Consider the following 14,156-nt stretch of genomic DNA (forward strand, 5'->3'; position numbering starts at 1 on the left):
GTCACCTGCGCGACTCCACAGGATTCAAGTTCATGGCTTACAGCATCGATCTCTCGGGCCGCGTGGCCCTCGTCACCGGCGCCTCCAGCGGGCTGGGCGCCCAGTTCGCCAAAACGCTGGCCCGCGCGGGGGCCGCGGTGGTGCTGGCGAGCCGCCGTGTCGAGAAGCTCAAGGAACTGCGCGCGCGCATCGAAGGCGAGGGCGGCGACGCCATGTGGTCGAACTCGACGTGACCGACATCGGCAGCATCAAGGCCGCCGTGGCGCGCGCCGAGACCGAGGTCGGCCCCATCGACGTGCTGGTCAACAACTCGGGCGTGAGCACCACGCAGCGCCTGCAGGACGTGACGCCCGACGACTACGACTACATCTTCGACACCAACGTCAAGGGCTCGTTCTTCGTCGCGCAAGAGGTGGGCAAGCGCATGCTGGCACGCGCCACCGGCACGGCGCCGGGCACCTACATCGGCGGGCGCATCATCAACATCGCGTCGGCGGCGGCGCTCAAGGTCATGCCGCAGATCGGCACGTACTGCATGAGCAAGATCGCGGTGGTGCAGATGACCAAGGCCATGGCGCTGGAGTGGGGCCGCTTCGGCATCAACGTGAACGCGCTGTGCCCGGGCTACATCACGACCGAACTCAACGAAGAACACTGGACCACCGAAGGCGGCGCCAAGCTGGTCAACATGCTGCCGCGCAAGCGCGTGGGCAAGCCCGAAGACCTGGACGGGCTGATCGTGCTGCTGGCCAGCGGACAGAGCCATTTCGTGAACGGCGCCGTCATCGCGGCCGACGACGGGTTCGCGCTCTGAGCCCGCGGGCCTGGATCGGCATTGCCGCCGGCCTGGGTGCGGGCGCGCTCTGGGGGCTGGTGTTCGTGGCGCCGCGCATGGTGGGGCACTTCGGCATGGTCGACATCACGGCCGCGCGCTTCCTGGTGTTCGGCGCCGTCTCGGGGCTCGCGGTGTTCGCGCGGCCGGCCGCCGTGCGCTGGCCCAGCGGCCGGCAGGCGCTGGCGGCCCTGGGGCTCAGCGTGCTGGGCTTCAGCGGCTACTACCTGCTGCTGGCCTTCGGCATCCAGGCGGCGGGCACCGAGGTGCCCAGCCTCATCATCGGCACGATCCCGGTCTGGATGATGCTGCTGGGGCTGGCGCTCACGGGCGCGGGCATTGCGCTGATGATCTACGGCGCATGGTCGGCGCAGCATGGCGGCGCGGGTGCGGACGAGGGCGGTGCGCGCTTCGGCTGGGGCATTGCGCTGGCGGTGGCCTCGATGGTGAGCTGGACGGTGTACGGCCTGCTCAACGCGGCCTGGCTGCAGCGTCACACCGAACTCAACGCGACCGACTGGGCCAACTGGCTCGGCGTGGCCACGGGGCTGGGCGCGCTGGTGCTGTGGCTGGCGGCGGGCAGCGACGTCGCCACGCTGCGGGCGCGGCCCGAGGGCACGCTCTTCGTGTGGATCGCGCTGGCCAGCGGTTTCGGCTCGTCGTGGCTCGCCACCATCCTCTGGAACATCGCGAGCCAGCGGCTGTCGGCCAGCCTGTGCGGCCAGCTGATCGTCAGCGAGACGCTGTTCGCGCTGTTCTATTCCTTCGTCTGGGACGGCCGCTGGCCGCAGGCCACCGAGTGGGCCGCGGCGCTGTTGTTCGTGCTGGGCATCCTCGCATCCATCAAGGCGCACCGATGAGAATCGAAATTCCCGAAAAGAAGAAGCTCGTGTTCGAAACCCTGATCCCCATCCGCTGGGGAGACATGGACGCCATGGGCCACCTGAACAACGGCACGTATTTCCGCTACCTGGAAACCGCGCGCATCGACTGGATCCGCTCCATCGGCATCGAGCCCACGCCGGGCGGCGAGGGCATGGTGATCGTCAATGCCTTCTGCAATTTCTACCGCCAGCTCGAGTACCCCGGCAACGTGCTGCTGAAGATGTACGTGAGCGACCCGGGCCGCACCACCTTCGAGAGCTGGGGCACCATGGCCCGCGAAGAGGCACCCGACGTGATCTGCGCGGCGGGCGGCGCGACCACCATCTGGGTCGACTTTCCGAAGCAGAAGGCGCTGCCTCTGCCCGACTGGCTGCGCACGCTGGTGAGCGAGTAGCCGATGCTTGCGAAGGCGAAGCTGCTCGCGCTGGCATCGCTCGCGCTGCTGGCCCCCTGGAGCCATGCGCAGCAGGCGCCGGCCGCCAAGAACGAATGCCCCGCCGACGCGCCGTTCCTGAGCGCCGAGGCACTGAAGAAGGCCGGCGGCCTCGAGCTCCCCGTGTTCAAGCGCTATTGCTACACCGACAAGTCGGGCAGCTACGCGCTGCTGCTCGGCGAGAAGCAAGACTTGCCGTTTCCCGGGAAAAGCTGTCCTCCGTCATCCAGGCGTCGCTCTACAAGGTGGAAGGCGGCAAGGCGCTCGCGCGGCAATGGTCGATCCGCGACTTCGCCGGCAAGGACGAGGGCGGCGTCAACTTCCGCTCCCAGCTGATCGAGCTGACGGACATCGACGGCGACGGGCTCGTCGACCCCGTGCTCGTGTATCGCTTCTTCGTTCTCGAGGGCGCCGACAGCATCAGCACCGGTGACTTCACGGGCCGCATCAAGATCATCACCTTCCACCAGGGCCGCAAGGCCACGATCCACGCGATCACCGGCGACCTCGACGGCGACCGCAAGACCACGGCCAACGGCAACTACTTCGCGCTGCCGAAGTCGGTGCGCCAGCACCTGGTCAAGAAGATGTCGGCGATGTACAGCGCGCGGCAGTTCGGGTTCGACAACTCGTATGACTTTGCGCCGAGGAAGGAAGCCGCCGCGCGCTGAAGCTCAGGCCGGCTGCAGCACGATCCGCGCCTCGAAGCCGTGCGCCGCGCCGGGCGGCGGCGACTCCAGCTCCAGCCGCGCGTTGTGCTTCTCGACGATGGTGCCCACGATCGACAGCCCCAGCCCGTAGCCCGTGCGGTCCGGGCCGTGGCGCACGTGGCGCTGTTGCAGCGTGTGCAGCAGGTCGGCGCTCACGCCGGCGCCGAAATCGCGCACCACCAGCGTGCAGGGCGCCGTCACTTCGATCACCACGCGTCCGCCGCCGTAGCGCAGCGCGTTTTCCACCAGGTTGCGCAAGGCGATGGCCAGCGCGTCGACATCGCCGAGCGCCACCGGCGCCACGGTGTCGGGCACCTTGAGCGCCAGGCGCTCGTTGGTGAGCGGGTCTTGCCAGAAGTCCTGCGCGACGGTGCCCACCAACTGGACCAGGTCGACCCGCGCGCGCGCCAGCGAGGCGCCCGACTCGGCGCGCGACAGCTGCAGCAGCTTTTCGGCGCGGTGGCTCAACATCTGCAGCGCGTCGAGCGCGGCCTGCACGTCGTTGCGCCGCAGGTCGTGCTCCAGCGCGGTCTGCAGGCGCAGCCGCGCGGCGGCCAGCGGGGTGCGCAGCTCGTGCGCGGCGTTGGCGGCCAGGGCGCGCTCCACGTCCAGCGATTGCGACAGCCGCTCCAGCAGCCGGTTCACGTGGTCGCCGACCGAACGCAACTCCAGCGGCAGGCCCGGCAGGGTGATCGGGCGCAGGTCGGCGCCGTTGCGCTTGGCGATCTCGCCGGCCAGCTGCTGCAGCGCGCGCAGCTCGGTGCGCGCCACGTTGCGCAGCACCAGCGCCAGCAGCGGCAGCACCGCGCCCAGCGGAATGATCAGGCCGAACAGGGTGCGGTTCAGCGCGTGGCGGCGCTCGTCGAGCGGGTCGGCCACCCGGAAGTACAGCCCCAGCGTCGGGTGCCGCACGGTGTAGATGCGCCAGGTCTGGTTGTTGGCGAAACCGCCGGCCAGCGGCACGTCGAAGGCGTCGACGGGGGCTTCGGCGGAGCGCAGCAGCACATGCTCGTGGATGTCGACCACCTGGTACATCACCGCGTCTTCGGAGAACAGCTGCTTGGGCGCGACCAGCGGCTCCTTCGGGGCGGTGCCGTCGCCGCTGCCGTGCTGCAGCTTGTCGAGCTCCTGCACGGCCATGTCGAACATGCGGTGCGACACCTCGACCAGCTCGTTGTCGAAGTTGTGGTTGATCTCGCGGTCTACGTACCAGACCACCGCGAACACGCACATCAGCCACACACCGCCGACCCAGAGGATCAGCGTGCGGGTCAACCGGCCGGCCAGCGAGTCGCGGCCTCCTGCGAAGGGGCCGCCGAATCTCATTCGTCGTCGGCCGTCGAGAACGACAGGCGGTAGCCCAGGCCGCGCAGCGTCTGGATGTGGTTGCGCCCGAGCTTGCGCCGCAGGCGGCTGATGAAGACTTCGAGCGTGTTGCTGTCGGCCTCGTCGCCGAAGCCGTAGAGCGCGTCGGCCAGGTTCTCGCGCGTGTGGATGCGCTCGGGCCGGGTGGCCATCACGCGCAGCAGCGCCCATTCCTTCTGGGTCAGCGTGATGGGCGTGCCGTCCTTGCGCACCATGTCGTGGGCCAGGTCGATCTCCAGCGTGCCCAGCTGCAGCACGGGCGAGCTGCTGGCGCTGCGCCGCCGCTCGACCGCGCGCAGGCGGGCCAGCAGCTCGGCCGGGTCGTAGGGCTTGATGAGGTAGTCGTCGGCGCCGGCGTCGAGCCCGCGGATGCGGTCGGTGACCTGGTCGCGCGCGGTCAGCACGATGACGATGGGGCGCTCGGGCAGGGCGCGCACCTGGGGGAGCAGCGACAGCCCGTCGCCGTCGCCCAGATGCAGGTCGAGCAGCACCGCCGCGTATTGCACCGAAAGCAGGGCGGCGCGCGCGTCGGCCAGGCTGGGGGCCACGTCGACCACGAAAGCCTTGGCCAGCAGGTAGCTGCAGACCGCATCTGCCAGCGCAGTGTCATCTTCGACCAGCAATATGCGCACGCCATGTTCCTTCAACAAAAAAAGAAGTCTAGCGCCGCCGAATTGCGACCCGGCGGTCAGTCAGCTTCCGTTCATGTCGCTTCAGGCTGGGTTCATGCCGCAAACGTAGGCTTGCGGCTGTTTTTCAGTCCTGCCTTCGTTCATGACTCGTTCGCCGAATTTTCGCCTGGGGGTGCTGACCCTCTTTGCGCTGGCCGCATTGCTGGCTTGGGACGCAACCGGCTGGGACCTGGCGCTGGCGCGCCTGTCGGGCTCGCCCTTCGGGTTTGCGTGGCGCGAGAACCCCTTCATGGTCCATGTCATGCATGAGGGCGCCCGCGACCTGAGCTGGGCGCTGGTCACGGCCCTGTTCGTGGCGATCCGTTGGCCGGTCGGCGTCCTGCGGCGCTTGAATACCGGCGACCGGGCGCAACTGGCGCTGACGGTGCTGGCCGCGGTGATTGCGGTCAGCGTGCTCAAGCACGCCAGCGACACCAGCTGCCCCTGGGACCTGAAGGAGTTCGGCGGCGTGGCGCGGTACGTGTCGCACTGGTCGTGGGGCGTGGCCGACGGCGGACCGGGCGGGTGCTTCCCGGCCGGCCATGCGTCCGCCGCCTTCGCCTATGTGGGCGCGTATTTCGTGCTGCGCCGGGCTTCGGCCCGCGCGGCGGCCATCTGGCTCGGCGTGGCGGTGGTCGCGGGGGTGGTGCTGGGCGTGTCGCAGCAGATCCGCGGCGCCCACTACATGAGCCACACCCTCTGGACCGGCTGGATCTGCTGGACGGTGGGCTTTGCCATCGACGTGGCGGTCACGCGCCTGCGATCGCATGTGCTGAAGCCGGCAGTGCCCGCCCATGCAGGGTCTTGACGCCGCCCTGTTCGGGCTGGTCAATGCGGGCCCCTCAGTGCCCGCATGGAGCCTGAGTTTCGCAAGCTTCGCCTCCGACTTCCTGCCCGCGCTGCTGGCGCTGGTCATGGGCGCCGGCGCGCTGGTCGACCGGCGTTGGCGCCACGCTTTCTTCACCGCGATGATCAGTGTTCTGGCCGTCTGGCTGATCGTGAACGCGATTCGCGGGCTGTTCCCGATGCCCCGGCCCGCCTTCTACGGCCTGGGCATCCAGTGGGTGCCGCAGGGCGCCCGGCCGGGTTTCCCGAGCCTGCACGCGGCCGGCACCTTCGCCGCCGCCTTCTCGCTGTGGTGCCTGCCCTGGCGCGCGCCCATGCTGGCGGCGCTGGCGCTGGCCGCCACGGTGGCGTGGAGCCGCCTGTACCTGGGGCTGCACTTTCCTTCCGACGTGGTCGCGGCGGCCATGCTCGGCGCGCTGGTGTCGATCGTGGTGGAGCGCGGCATCAGCCGGCCGCTGGGTTTCCGTGTCGCGCCGGTGCCGATTGCGCGGCCAAGATCGCGGGTGCGGCGAGCCTGAACCAGACATGAACGGGTGATTCAGGCTATCTTCAGACACTCTTCCTACATTAGTTGGATGTCTGTTTTGCGCATTGATCCGGTACCTGCTTCACAAGGGAATTTCTCCGAGTCCGACTCGCTGCTGAACGCACCACCGGCGCCGCCGTGGACGCGTTTCAACCAGTGGCTCGGGCGACCCCGCTCCGCGGGGACAGTCGTCGCGTGGCTGAGCCTGTACCTCGTGCTCACCACCAACTGGCCGCTGTGGAACGAACTGGCCCGCATCGGCGGCGGCCCCAGCACCTACCTGTCCACCATCGCGGCCATGAGCCTGCTCACTCTGTGCGGCTCGGTGGCCATTCTGTCGTTCACCGCCTGGTCGCGCTGGATGAAGCCCGTGTGGCTGGCCGTGGTCGTGCTGGCGGCGGTGGTCCAGCACTACATGCTCGCGTACCGCGTGGTGATGGACCCGACCATGATCGCCAACGCGCTGCAGACCGACCCCAACGAGGCGCGCGACCTGATGAGTTGGCGCATGGCCTTCAACGTGCTGGTGGTGACGCTGCCCGCGGCCCTGGTGCTGTGGCGCGTGCGCATTCTGCCGATGGGCTTTCTCTCCAAGCTCTGGCGCAACGCCTTGCTGCTGGTGCTGTCGGTGGTGGTGGCCCTGGGCACGGTCGTGGCCATGAACCGCGAGCTGGCGCCGCTGATGCGCAACAACGTGCACCTGCGCTACATGATGAACCCCATCGCGAGCCTCTACTCGGCCGGCTCGCTGTTCATCAAGCCGATGTTCAAGCGCAGCGGCAAGCTGATTCCGATCACCGCCGGCACGGCGCTGGGCACGAGCTACGCCGCGCAGACCCGGCCGCCGCTGTTCGTGGTGGTGGTGGGCGAGACGGCCCGCGCCGACCACTTCGCCCTCAACGGCTATGCCCGCGACACCACGCCCGAACTGGCCAAGCGCGGCGTGCTGAGCTACCGCGAGGTGCGCTCGTGCGGCACCAACACGCTGGCCTCGGTGCCGTGCATGTTCTCGCCGCTGGGCAAGGAAGGCTACGAGTCGCGCAAGGACGACTACGAAACCCTGGTCGACGTGCTGCAGGCCGCCGGTCTGGCCGTGTTCTGGCTCGACAACCAGGCCGGCTGCAAGGGCGTGTGCGAGCGCATTCCGAATGCGTCGGCCTTCGTCGGGCTCGACGCCGCCACCAAGAAGGCGCTGTGCGACGGCGACGAGTGCCTCGATGACGTGATGCTCAAGGGCCTCGACGAGCGCATCGCCGCGCTGCCGGCCGAGCGGCGCGCCAAGGGCATCGTGCTGGTCATGCACCAGATGGGCAGCCACGGCCCGGCCTATTACAAGCGCTCGGCGCCCGACGTGAAGCGCTTCCTGCCCGAGTGCAAGACCAACGCGCTGGCCGAGTGCGGCCATGCCGAGCTGATGAACGTCTACGACAACTCGATCGTGCAGACCGACCGCTTCCTTGCCCAGACCATCGACTGGCTCAAGACCCAGTCGAAGCAGTACGACCCGGCGCTGCTGTACGTCAGCGACCACGGCGAATCGCTGGGCGAGTACGGCCTGTTCCTGCACGGCGTGCCGTACAGCTTCGCGCCCGAGGCGCAGAAGCACGTGCCCATGGTCACGTGGTTCAGCGACGGCATGAGCCAGCGGCGCAAGCTCTCGCGTTCGTGCATGGAGGCGGGGCTCGACGCGCCGCTCACGCACGACAACCTGTACCACACGGTGCTGGGCGTGATGGACGTGACCACGCCGACCTACAAGCCCGCGCTGGACGCGCTCGCGTCCTGCCGCGCGAAGGGCTGAGTTCGGTCGTTGCTGGCGCGGTGACGGGGCGTGCCCACGCCCCGCACTCGCGCTCCGTGCCCGGGGCCTACTTCTTCTCGCGAGGCAGGCGCCCCATCAGGAAGAACTCGTTGTTCGGCTGCATGCCGCTGAAGCTGGCCAGGCGGTTGCTCAGGCCGAAGAAGGCGGTGATGGCCGCGATGTCCCAGATGTCCTCGTCGTCGAAGCCGTGGGCGTGCAGCGGTGGAAAGTCGCTGTCGTCGATCTCGTGCGAGCGGTCGCAGACCTTCATCGCAAAGTCGAGCATCGCGCGCTGGCGCGGCGTGATGTCGGCCTTGCGGTAGTTCACCGCCACCTGGTCGGCCACCAGCGGCTTCTTCTCGTAGATGCGCAGCAGCGCGCCGTGCGCCACCACGCAGTACAGGCACCGGTTGGCCGCGCTGGTGGTGGTGACGATCATCTCGCGGTCGCCCTTGGTGAGCGAGCCTTCTTCCTTGAGCATCAGCGCGTCGTGGTACGCGAAGAAGGCGCGCCACTCGGCCGGGCGGCGCGCCAGGCCGAGGAACACGTTGGGCACGAAGCCGGCCTTTTCCTGCACCGCAAGAATCTGGGTGCGGATGTCCTCCGGCAGGTCCTTGAGCTCGGCGAGCGGGTAGCGAGGGGTTGTCATGTCGTCTCCTGTGTGGTCGTTGGGTTGCCGGGTGCCTTCGAAAGCATTCTGAAAGCCGCCGCGCCGCATCCATCATAGGCAAGCCGCTTTCCTACATGGACCGGCGCGCGTCGCCGCCATGATGAACGCTCGCACAACAACAGGCGGCGCCCACGTCGCACACAACGCGATGAAAGACGAGTCGTACCCCGACCGGCGGGGCTTCCTGCGCCGCTCCATTGCCATCGTGCCGGCCGCCACGGCCTTCGGCGCCGGCGGCATCACCGGCGTGACGCTGGCGCAGCCCGCCACACCACCGGCTCCCGCACCCAACCCCGCCGCGGCGGCGCCGCCCGGCACCCCCTACACACCCGTGTACTTCAACGCCGCCGAGTGGGTCTTCGTGCAGGCCGCGGTGGCCCGGCTCATTCCTTCCGACGACACCGGCCCCGGCGCCATCGAGGCCGGCGTGCCCGAGTTCATCGACCGGCAGATGGAAGGCGCCTTCGGCCACGCCGCCACCTGGTACATGCAGGGGCCGTTCGTCGAGGTGTCGCCGTTGTTCGGCTACCAGAAGAAGATGCCGCCGCGCGAGGTGTACCGCGCGGGCATCGCGGCGGTCGACGCCTACAGCCGCAAGCAGTTTGCCGGCAAGGTCTTCGCACAGCTCGAGGCCGCGCAGCAGGACGAGGTGCTCAAGGGCCTGGAGGGCGGCGGCATCGTGCTCGACGGCGTGGGCGCGACCGACTTCTTCGGCTTCCTGCTGCAGAACACCAAGGAGGGCTACTTCAGCGACCCCATCCACGGCGGCAACAAGAACGCCGCCGCCTGGAAGATGATCGGCTTCCCCGGCGCGCGTGCCGACTACGCCGACTGGGTCGACCGCCCCGGCGTCAAGTACAACCTGCCGCCGGTGAGCATCGCCGGCCCGCAGGGCTGAGGAGGGCGGCGACATGGCAAACATCAAGAAGCCCGGCGTCGACGCGGTGCTGGTCGGCTTCGGCTGGACCGGCGCCATCATGGGCATCGAGCTCACGGCCGCCGGCCTGAAGGTGCTGGCGCTGGAGCGCGGCGAGAACCGCGACACGCAACCCGACTTCGCCTACCCGCGCATCACCGACGAACTGAGCTACGGCATTCGCGGCAAGCTGTTCCAGAACCTCTCGCGCGAGACCGTGACCATCCGCCACACGCCGGCTGAAATTGCAGTGCCGTACCGGCAGCTTGCGTCCTTTTTGCCCGGCGACGGCGTGGGCGGCGCGGGCGTGCACTGGAACGGCCACCACTGGCGCGCGCTGCCCAGCGACCTGCGCATTCGCAGCAGCTACGAAGAGCGCTACGGCAAGAAGTTCATTCCCGAGGGCATGACCATCCAGGACTTCGGCGTGAGCTACGAAGAGCTGGAACCGCACTTCGACCAGTTCGAAAAGATCTGCGGCACCTCGGGCAAGGCCGGCAACATCGGCGGCAAGATCCAGCCTGGCGGCAACCCCTTCGAGGGCGCGCGCGCCAACGAATTCCCGCTGCCGCCGCTGGCCTCGGTCAACAGCGCCAGGCTGTTCGAGAAGGCCGCGCGCGACCTCGGCTACCACCCGTTTCCGCAGGCCGCCGCCAACGCCTCGCGCGCCTACACCAACCCGCATGGCGCGCAGCTCGGGCCGTGCAACTTCTGCGGCTTCTGCGAGCGCTACGGCTGCTACATGTACTCCAAGGCCTCGCCGCAGACCACGCTGCTGCCGGTGCTGATGAAGCGGCCCAACTTCGAGCTGCGCACCCGCTCGCACGTGCTGCGCGTGAACATGTCGCCCGACGGCAAGCGCGCCACCGGCGTGACCTACATCGACGCCCAGGGCAACGAAGTGGAGCAGCCGGCCGACCTGGTGGTGCTGTGCGCCTATCAATTCCACAACGTGCGATTGCTGCTGTTGTCGAACATCGGCAAGAAGTACGACCCGGCCACGGGCGAGGGCGTGGTCGGCCGCAACTACGCCTACCAGCTCAACGGCGGCGCCAGCCTGTTCTTCGACAAGGACCAGCCGATGAACCCCTTCGTCGCGCGGGCGCCAGCGGCTCGGTGATCGACGACTTCGACGGCGACAACTTCGACCACGGCCCGCTCGGCTTCGTGGGCGGCGCCAGCATCAACTGCATCAACACCGGTGGCCGGCCGATCCAGCAGCTGAGCCTGCGCCCGGCACGCCGAGCTGGGGCGCGGGCTGGAAGAAGGCCGCGAAGGAAAACTACCTCTACCAGGCCGGCGTGGGCAGCCAAGGCTCGGTGATGGCCTACCGCGACAACTACCTGGACCTCGACCCGACCTACAAGGACGTGCACGGCCAGCCGCTGTTGCGCATGACCTTCGACTGGAAGGCCAACGACCTGGCCATGACGCAGTTCATCGGCGCCAAGGTCGAGCAGATCGCGCGGGCCATGGGGCCGAAGCAGCTGAAGATGAACTTCCAGAAGGCCGGCGCGCACTACGACGTGCGCTACTACCAGTCGACCCACAACACCGGCGGCGCCCCGATGGGCACCGACCCGACCACCAGCGCCGTCAACCGCTTCCTGCAGGTGTGGGACGTGCCCAATGTGTTCGTGATGGGTGCGAGCGCCTTCCCGCAGAACTTCGGCTACAACCCGACGGGCATGGTGGGCGCGCTGGCGTACTGGTCGGCCAAGGCGATCCGCGAGCGCTACCTGGCGAACCCGGGAGCGCTGGCATGAGCGCGCGCCGTGCATCTCGTGTCTATGGCGGCGCGGCGGCGGCCGTCGTGCTGCTGTGCGCCGGGGCCTGGGCCGTGGCGCAGAAGGCGGATGCGCCCTCGGCTGCTTCAGCGCCCGCGGCGGTGAATGCGACGCCGCCCGCCGCATCCACCGACCCCGTGCTGGAGCACGGCCGTTACCTGGCGCGCGCGGGCGACTGCGTCAGCTGCCACACCGCGCCCGGCAAGCCGGCCTTCGGCGGCGGCCTCCCGATGAAGACGCCGTTCGGCACCATCGTCTCGACCAACATCACGCCCGACCCCGAGGCCGGCATCGGCGGCTACACCGAAGCCGAGTTCGCGCGCGCGCTGCGCGAAGGCATCGCCAAGGACGGCCACCACCTCTACCCGGCCATGCCGTACCCGTCGTTCGCCCGTGTGAACGACGAGGACATGCACGCGCTCTTCATCTTCTTTCGCAACGGCGTGCAGCCTGTCGCGCAGAAGCCGCCTGCCACCGACCTGCCGTGGCCCTTCAGCATGCGCGGGCTGATGGTCGGCTGGAACTGGCTCTACCTGGACAAGGGCGTCTACCAGGGCGAGACCGCGCGCAGCGCCGAGTGGAACCGCGGCGCCTACCTCGTGCAGGGGCTGGGCCATTGCGGCGACTGCCACACGCCGCGCAGCATGCTCGGCGGCGTCAAGGCGGCCAGCGACCGCAAGGGCGAGGTGTTCCTGTCGGGCGCGGTCATCGACGGCTGGTATGCGCAGCCCTTGCGCCACACCGACCGCCCGACCATGGCGCAGTGGTCGTCCGAAGACATCGTGCAGTACCTGCAGACCGGGCGCACCGGCCACACGGCCGCCTTCGGGGCGATGGTCGACGTGGTGCAGAACAGCACGCAGCACCTGTCGACGCAAGACCTGCAGGCGGTGGCGAGCTATCTGCAATCGCTGGGCGCCAAGGCCGGCGAGCCGGCCGGGCCGTCGCAGGCGTCGCTGGTCGCCGCCGCGCCGCAGCATCCAACGGCGCTCGCGCTGCGCAACGGCACGGTCGAGGGCAACAGCGGAGCGATGGTCTACCTGAACAACTGCAACGCCTGCCACCGCTCCGACGGCACGGGGGCGAACAAGACCTTCCCGGCGCTCGCCGGCAACAGCGTGGTGAACGCCAAGGACCCGACCTCGCTGATCCGCCTGGTGCTCGCCGGCGCCACCATGCCGAGCACCGCGAAGGCGCCGTCGCCCATCACCATGCCCGACTTCGGCTGGCGCCTGACCGATGCCGACGTGGCCAGCGTGCTGAGCTTCGCGCGCTCGAGCTGGGGCAACCAGGGCGGGGCCGTGACGGCGGCGGAGGTGGCCAAGGTGCGCGATTCGCTCAAGCCGGTGGCGACGGCGAAGGCGCCCTGAACGCGCCCCGCGCGCCTACTTCAGCGCCTTGCCCTGCGTCGCGCCGAGCGGCGTGTGCAACTGCGACGTCACCCACGAACCGGTGTTGTCGTCGCGGCCCTGCAGCAGGTAGCGCGTGTCGGCCTTGCCGTGGTTCTGCACGGCCATGGCCGAGAACTTGCCGATGTCGGTCTTCGGATCGCGCAGGCGGTTGACGATCAGCACCTTCTTCGTGTCGGGGAAGTCGGCCATCATGTTCTGGTCGCCTTCGCTGTCGCCGGCCACGAAGCTCGGGCCGTAGCCGTACTTGCTCACCAGGAAGCGGCGGATGTTCTTGGTCTTGCCGGGGCCCTGGGTCTGGTCGTAGCCGCGGCGGAACTCGGGCTGGATCACGCCGTTGGCGTCGCGCTCCAGCTCCATGGCCAGCACGCGATCGGCCGGGTTGTTGTAGCCGAAGGCGGGGTTCGACGAGATTTCCCTGATCACGTCGACGAACGACGCCGAGCACACCCACACGTCGAAGCCCGCGTTGCGAAAGGCCGCGTACAGCTCCTGCATTTCGGGCTGCAGGCGCAGGCCGTTCTTCCAGCTCACCGACACCACGCCCGCACGGCCCGGCAGCGCGGCCGGCGAGGTCCACTTGACCTTGGCCACCGGCTCCTTCAGCTGCCACGCCACCGTGTCGGCCGTGAGCTTGCGCACCTGCGCCTCGGTCATGCCGGCGAACAGGTATGTCACCCACGGGTAGGCGGTGTCGTGGTCGAAGGTGTCGCCGATGGCTTCGTAGAGATAGCGCACCTTGGTGATGAAGGCGCCGTAGTTCGGGCTCATGGCCACCACCGCCAGCGGCTGGTCGCCCTTCAGGCCCTTGTAGTTCTGGTAGAGCCAGGTGTAGCTGGCAACGATGTCGGGCACCACGAGGTCGATGTTGACCGGCTGGCCCGCCGCGTTGTTGTACGCGGGCAGGAAGTCTTTCTTCGGGATGTTCTTGCGCAGCGCCGTCTCGAGCTGCGCGGGCGTGGCGCCGAACACGAGGTTCTCGAGCTGGTAGATCAGCGAGGCCTCTTCGATGTCGAGGAAGACGCTGGTGTTGTCCCAGTCGAACACCACGTACGGCGGCTTGGCGGCGTTGTAGCCGGGGCTGCCCTTGCCCTGGCTGGCGATCAGTCCTTCGATCTGCGCGCGGTTGAAGGCGTCCCAGTGGCCGGGCGTCAGGCCCTGGGCGGGCGAGAGGCTGGCGCAGCCGGCGGTGACAAGGGCGGCTGCGATCGGCGTGAGAAGGACGAGGCGACGTTGCATTGTTGTTTCCTGTGTTTGCTGCAAGCGATGAACGAAAGATGACGAGCGTACGAAACGCGCGTGACA

At 68.6% G+C, this 14,156-nt stretch carries 13 protein-coding genes and 2 pseudogenes; 11 read left to right on the forward strand and 4 right to left on the reverse strand.

Going from position 1 to position 14,156, the window contains the following annotated elements; genetic code table 11:
* The first annotated feature begins 32 nt into the window (after nucleotides 1-32).
* The 5 genes and pseudogenes from BMG07_RS08955 (at nucleotide 33) to BMG07_RS08975 (ending at nucleotide 2,821) form a co-directional block, all read left to right on the forward strand.
* Nucleotides 33-814: pseudogene (locus BMG07_RS08955) on the forward strand (SDR family oxidoreductase).
* A 20-nt stretch (nucleotides 815-834) separates the two neighbouring features.
* The gene (locus BMG07_RS08960) at nucleotides 835-1,692 is read left to right on the forward strand and encodes a DMT family transporter (RefSeq protein ID WP_307866913.1); all 858 of its coding nucleotides are present in this window, start codon (nucleotides 835-837) and stop codon (nucleotides 1,690-1,692) included.
* Nucleotides 1,689-2,111: a thioesterase family protein gene (locus BMG07_RS08965; protein WP_198084253.1), complete on the forward strand. Its 423-nt coding sequence runs from the start codon at nucleotides 1,689-1,691 to the stop codon at nucleotides 2,109-2,111. The genes BMG07_RS08960 and BMG07_RS08965 overlap by 4 nt, the downstream gene beginning before the upstream one ends.
* A gap of 3 nt (nucleotides 2,112-2,114) precedes the next feature.
* Nucleotides 2,115-2,486, forward strand: a complete 372-nt coding sequence (locus tag BMG07_RS08970; protein ID WP_198084254.1) for a hypothetical protein — start codon at nucleotides 2,115-2,117, stop codon at nucleotides 2,484-2,486.
* A complete protein-coding gene (locus BMG07_RS08975; RefSeq protein ID WP_198084255.1) occupies nucleotides 2,396-2,821 on the forward strand; it encodes a hypothetical protein in 426 nt (141 codons plus the stop codon). The genes BMG07_RS08970 and BMG07_RS08975 overlap by 91 nt, the downstream gene beginning before the upstream one ends.
* A 3-nt stretch (nucleotides 2,822-2,824) precedes the next feature.
* Here BMG07_RS08975 and BMG07_RS08980 read toward each other — a convergent pair whose 3' ends face one another.
* Together BMG07_RS08980 and BMG07_RS08985 are read right to left on the reverse strand one after the other, a co-directional pair.
* Nucleotides 2,825-4,186: a HAMP domain-containing sensor histidine kinase gene (locus tag BMG07_RS08980; protein ID WP_198084256.1), complete on the reverse strand. Its 1,362-nt coding sequence runs from the start codon at nucleotides 4,184-4,186 to the stop codon at nucleotides 2,825-2,827.
* Nucleotides 4,183-4,857 (reverse strand): response regulator transcription factor, encoded by a 675-nt coding sequence (locus BMG07_RS08985; RefSeq protein WP_198084257.1) that lies wholly within the window; start codon nucleotides 4,855-4,857, stop codon nucleotides 4,183-4,185. The genes BMG07_RS08980 and BMG07_RS08985 overlap by 4 nt, the downstream gene beginning before the upstream one ends.
* A 142-nt stretch (nucleotides 4,858-4,999) precedes the next feature.
* On the opposite strand from BMG07_RS08985, the gene BMG07_RS08990 reads away from it, so the two are divergent.
* The 3 genes from BMG07_RS08990 to BMG07_RS09000 are packed head-to-tail and all read left to right on the forward strand — an operon-like array spanning nucleotide 5,000 to nucleotide 8,069.
* A complete protein-coding gene (locus BMG07_RS08990; RefSeq protein WP_198084258.1) occupies nucleotides 5,000-5,704 on the forward strand; it encodes a phosphatase PAP2 family protein in 705 nt (234 codons plus the stop codon).
* Nucleotides 5,691-6,260 carry a phosphatase PAP2 family protein gene (locus tag BMG07_RS08995; RefSeq protein WP_198084259.1) on the forward strand — a complete coding sequence of 190 codons (570 nt, stop codon included), beginning with the start codon at nucleotides 5,691-5,693 and terminating at the stop codon, nucleotides 6,258-6,260. Before BMG07_RS08990 ends, BMG07_RS08995 begins: the two co-directional genes overlap by 14 nt.
* A gap of 57 nt (nucleotides 6,261-6,317) precedes the next feature.
* The gene (locus tag BMG07_RS09000) at nucleotides 6,318-8,069 is read left to right on the forward strand and encodes a phosphoethanolamine transferase (RefSeq protein WP_198084260.1); all 1,752 of its coding nucleotides are present in this window, start codon (nucleotides 6,318-6,320) and stop codon (nucleotides 8,067-8,069) included.
* Nucleotides 8,070-8,136: 67 nt separating this feature from the next.
* On the opposite strand, the gene BMG07_RS09005 is transcribed toward BMG07_RS09000, so the two are convergent.
* Nucleotides 8,137-8,718 carry a peroxidase-related enzyme gene (locus BMG07_RS09005; protein WP_198084261.1) on the reverse strand — a complete coding sequence of 194 codons (582 nt, stop codon included), beginning with the start codon at nucleotides 8,716-8,718 and terminating at the stop codon, nucleotides 8,137-8,139.
* 169 nt (nucleotides 8,719-8,887) lie between these two features.
* Here BMG07_RS09005 and BMG07_RS09010 point away from each other — a divergent pair, with 169 nt between their 5' ends.
* The 3 genes and pseudogenes from BMG07_RS09010 to BMG07_RS09020 all read left to right on the forward strand — a co-directional run bounded on the left by BMG07_RS09010 (nucleotide 8,888) and on the right by BMG07_RS09020 (nucleotide 12,812).
* Nucleotides 8,888-9,637, forward strand: a complete 750-nt coding sequence (locus BMG07_RS09010; RefSeq protein WP_198084262.1) for a gluconate 2-dehydrogenase subunit 3 family protein — start codon at nucleotides 8,888-8,890, stop codon at nucleotides 9,635-9,637.
* A 13-nt stretch (nucleotides 9,638-9,650) separates the two neighbouring features.
* A pseudogene (locus tag BMG07_RS09015) lies at nucleotides 9,651-11,421 on the forward strand (GMC family oxidoreductase).
* On the forward strand, nucleotides 11,418-12,812 hold the full coding sequence (locus BMG07_RS09020; RefSeq protein ID WP_198084263.1) for a cytochrome c: 1,395 nt from the start codon (nucleotides 11,418-11,420) through the stop codon (nucleotides 12,810-12,812). The pseudogene BMG07_RS09015 and the gene BMG07_RS09020 overlap by 4 nt, the downstream one beginning before the upstream one ends.
* Before the next feature lie 15 nt (nucleotides 12,813-12,827).
* On the opposite strand, the gene BMG07_RS09025 is transcribed toward BMG07_RS09020, so the two are convergent.
* Nucleotides 12,828-14,090, reverse strand: a complete 1,263-nt coding sequence (locus BMG07_RS09025; protein ID WP_198084264.1) for an HAD family hydrolase — start codon at nucleotides 14,088-14,090, stop codon at nucleotides 12,828-12,830.
* Between the last annotated feature and the right edge of the window lie 66 nt (nucleotides 14,091-14,156).

The organism is Variovorax sp. E3 (assembly GCF_016082275.1).
In the GTDB taxonomy this organism is placed as follows: Bacteria; Pseudomonadota; Gammaproteobacteria; order Burkholderiales; family Burkholderiaceae_C; genus Variovorax.

What these genes read in the sequence shown, in the direction of transcription:
- BMG07_RS08965 (WP_198084253.1), top strand. Translation starts at nt 1,689, where the DNA reads ATGAGAATCGAAATTCCCGAAAAGAAGAAGCTCGTGTTCGAAACCCTG.
- BMG07_RS08970 (WP_198084254.1), top strand. Translation starts at nt 2,115, where the DNA reads ATGCTTGCGAAGGCGAAGCTGCTCGCGCTGGCATCGCTCGCGCTGCTG.
- BMG07_RS08980 (WP_198084256.1), bottom strand. Translation starts at nt 4,186, where the DNA reads ATGAGATTCGGCGGCCCCTTCGCAGGAGGCCGCGACTCGCTGGCCGGC.
- BMG07_RS08990 (WP_198084258.1), top strand. Translation starts at nt 5,000, where the DNA reads ATGACTCGTTCGCCGAATTTTCGCCTGGGGGTGCTGACCCTCTTTGCG.
- BMG07_RS08995 (WP_198084259.1), top strand. Translation starts at nt 5,691, where the DNA reads ATGCAGGGTCTTGACGCCGCCCTGTTCGGGCTGGTCAATGCGGGCCCC.
- BMG07_RS09000 (WP_198084260.1), top strand. Translation starts at nt 6,318, where the DNA reads ATGTCTGTTTTGCGCATTGATCCGGTACCTGCTTCACAAGGGAATTTC.
- BMG07_RS09005 (WP_198084261.1), bottom strand. Translation starts at nt 8,718, where the DNA reads ATGACAACCCCTCGCTACCCGCTCGCCGAGCTCAAGGACCTGCCGGAG.
- BMG07_RS09010 (WP_198084262.1), top strand. Translation starts at nt 8,888, where the DNA reads ATGAAAGACGAGTCGTACCCCGACCGGCGGGGCTTCCTGCGCCGCTCC.
- BMG07_RS09020 (WP_198084263.1), top strand. Translation starts at nt 11,418, where the DNA reads ATGAGCGCGCGCCGTGCATCTCGTGTCTATGGCGGCGCGGCGGCGGCC.
- BMG07_RS09025 (WP_198084264.1), bottom strand. Translation starts at nt 14,090, where the DNA reads ATGCAACGTCGCCTCGTCCTTCTCACGCCGATCGCAGCCGCCCTTGTC.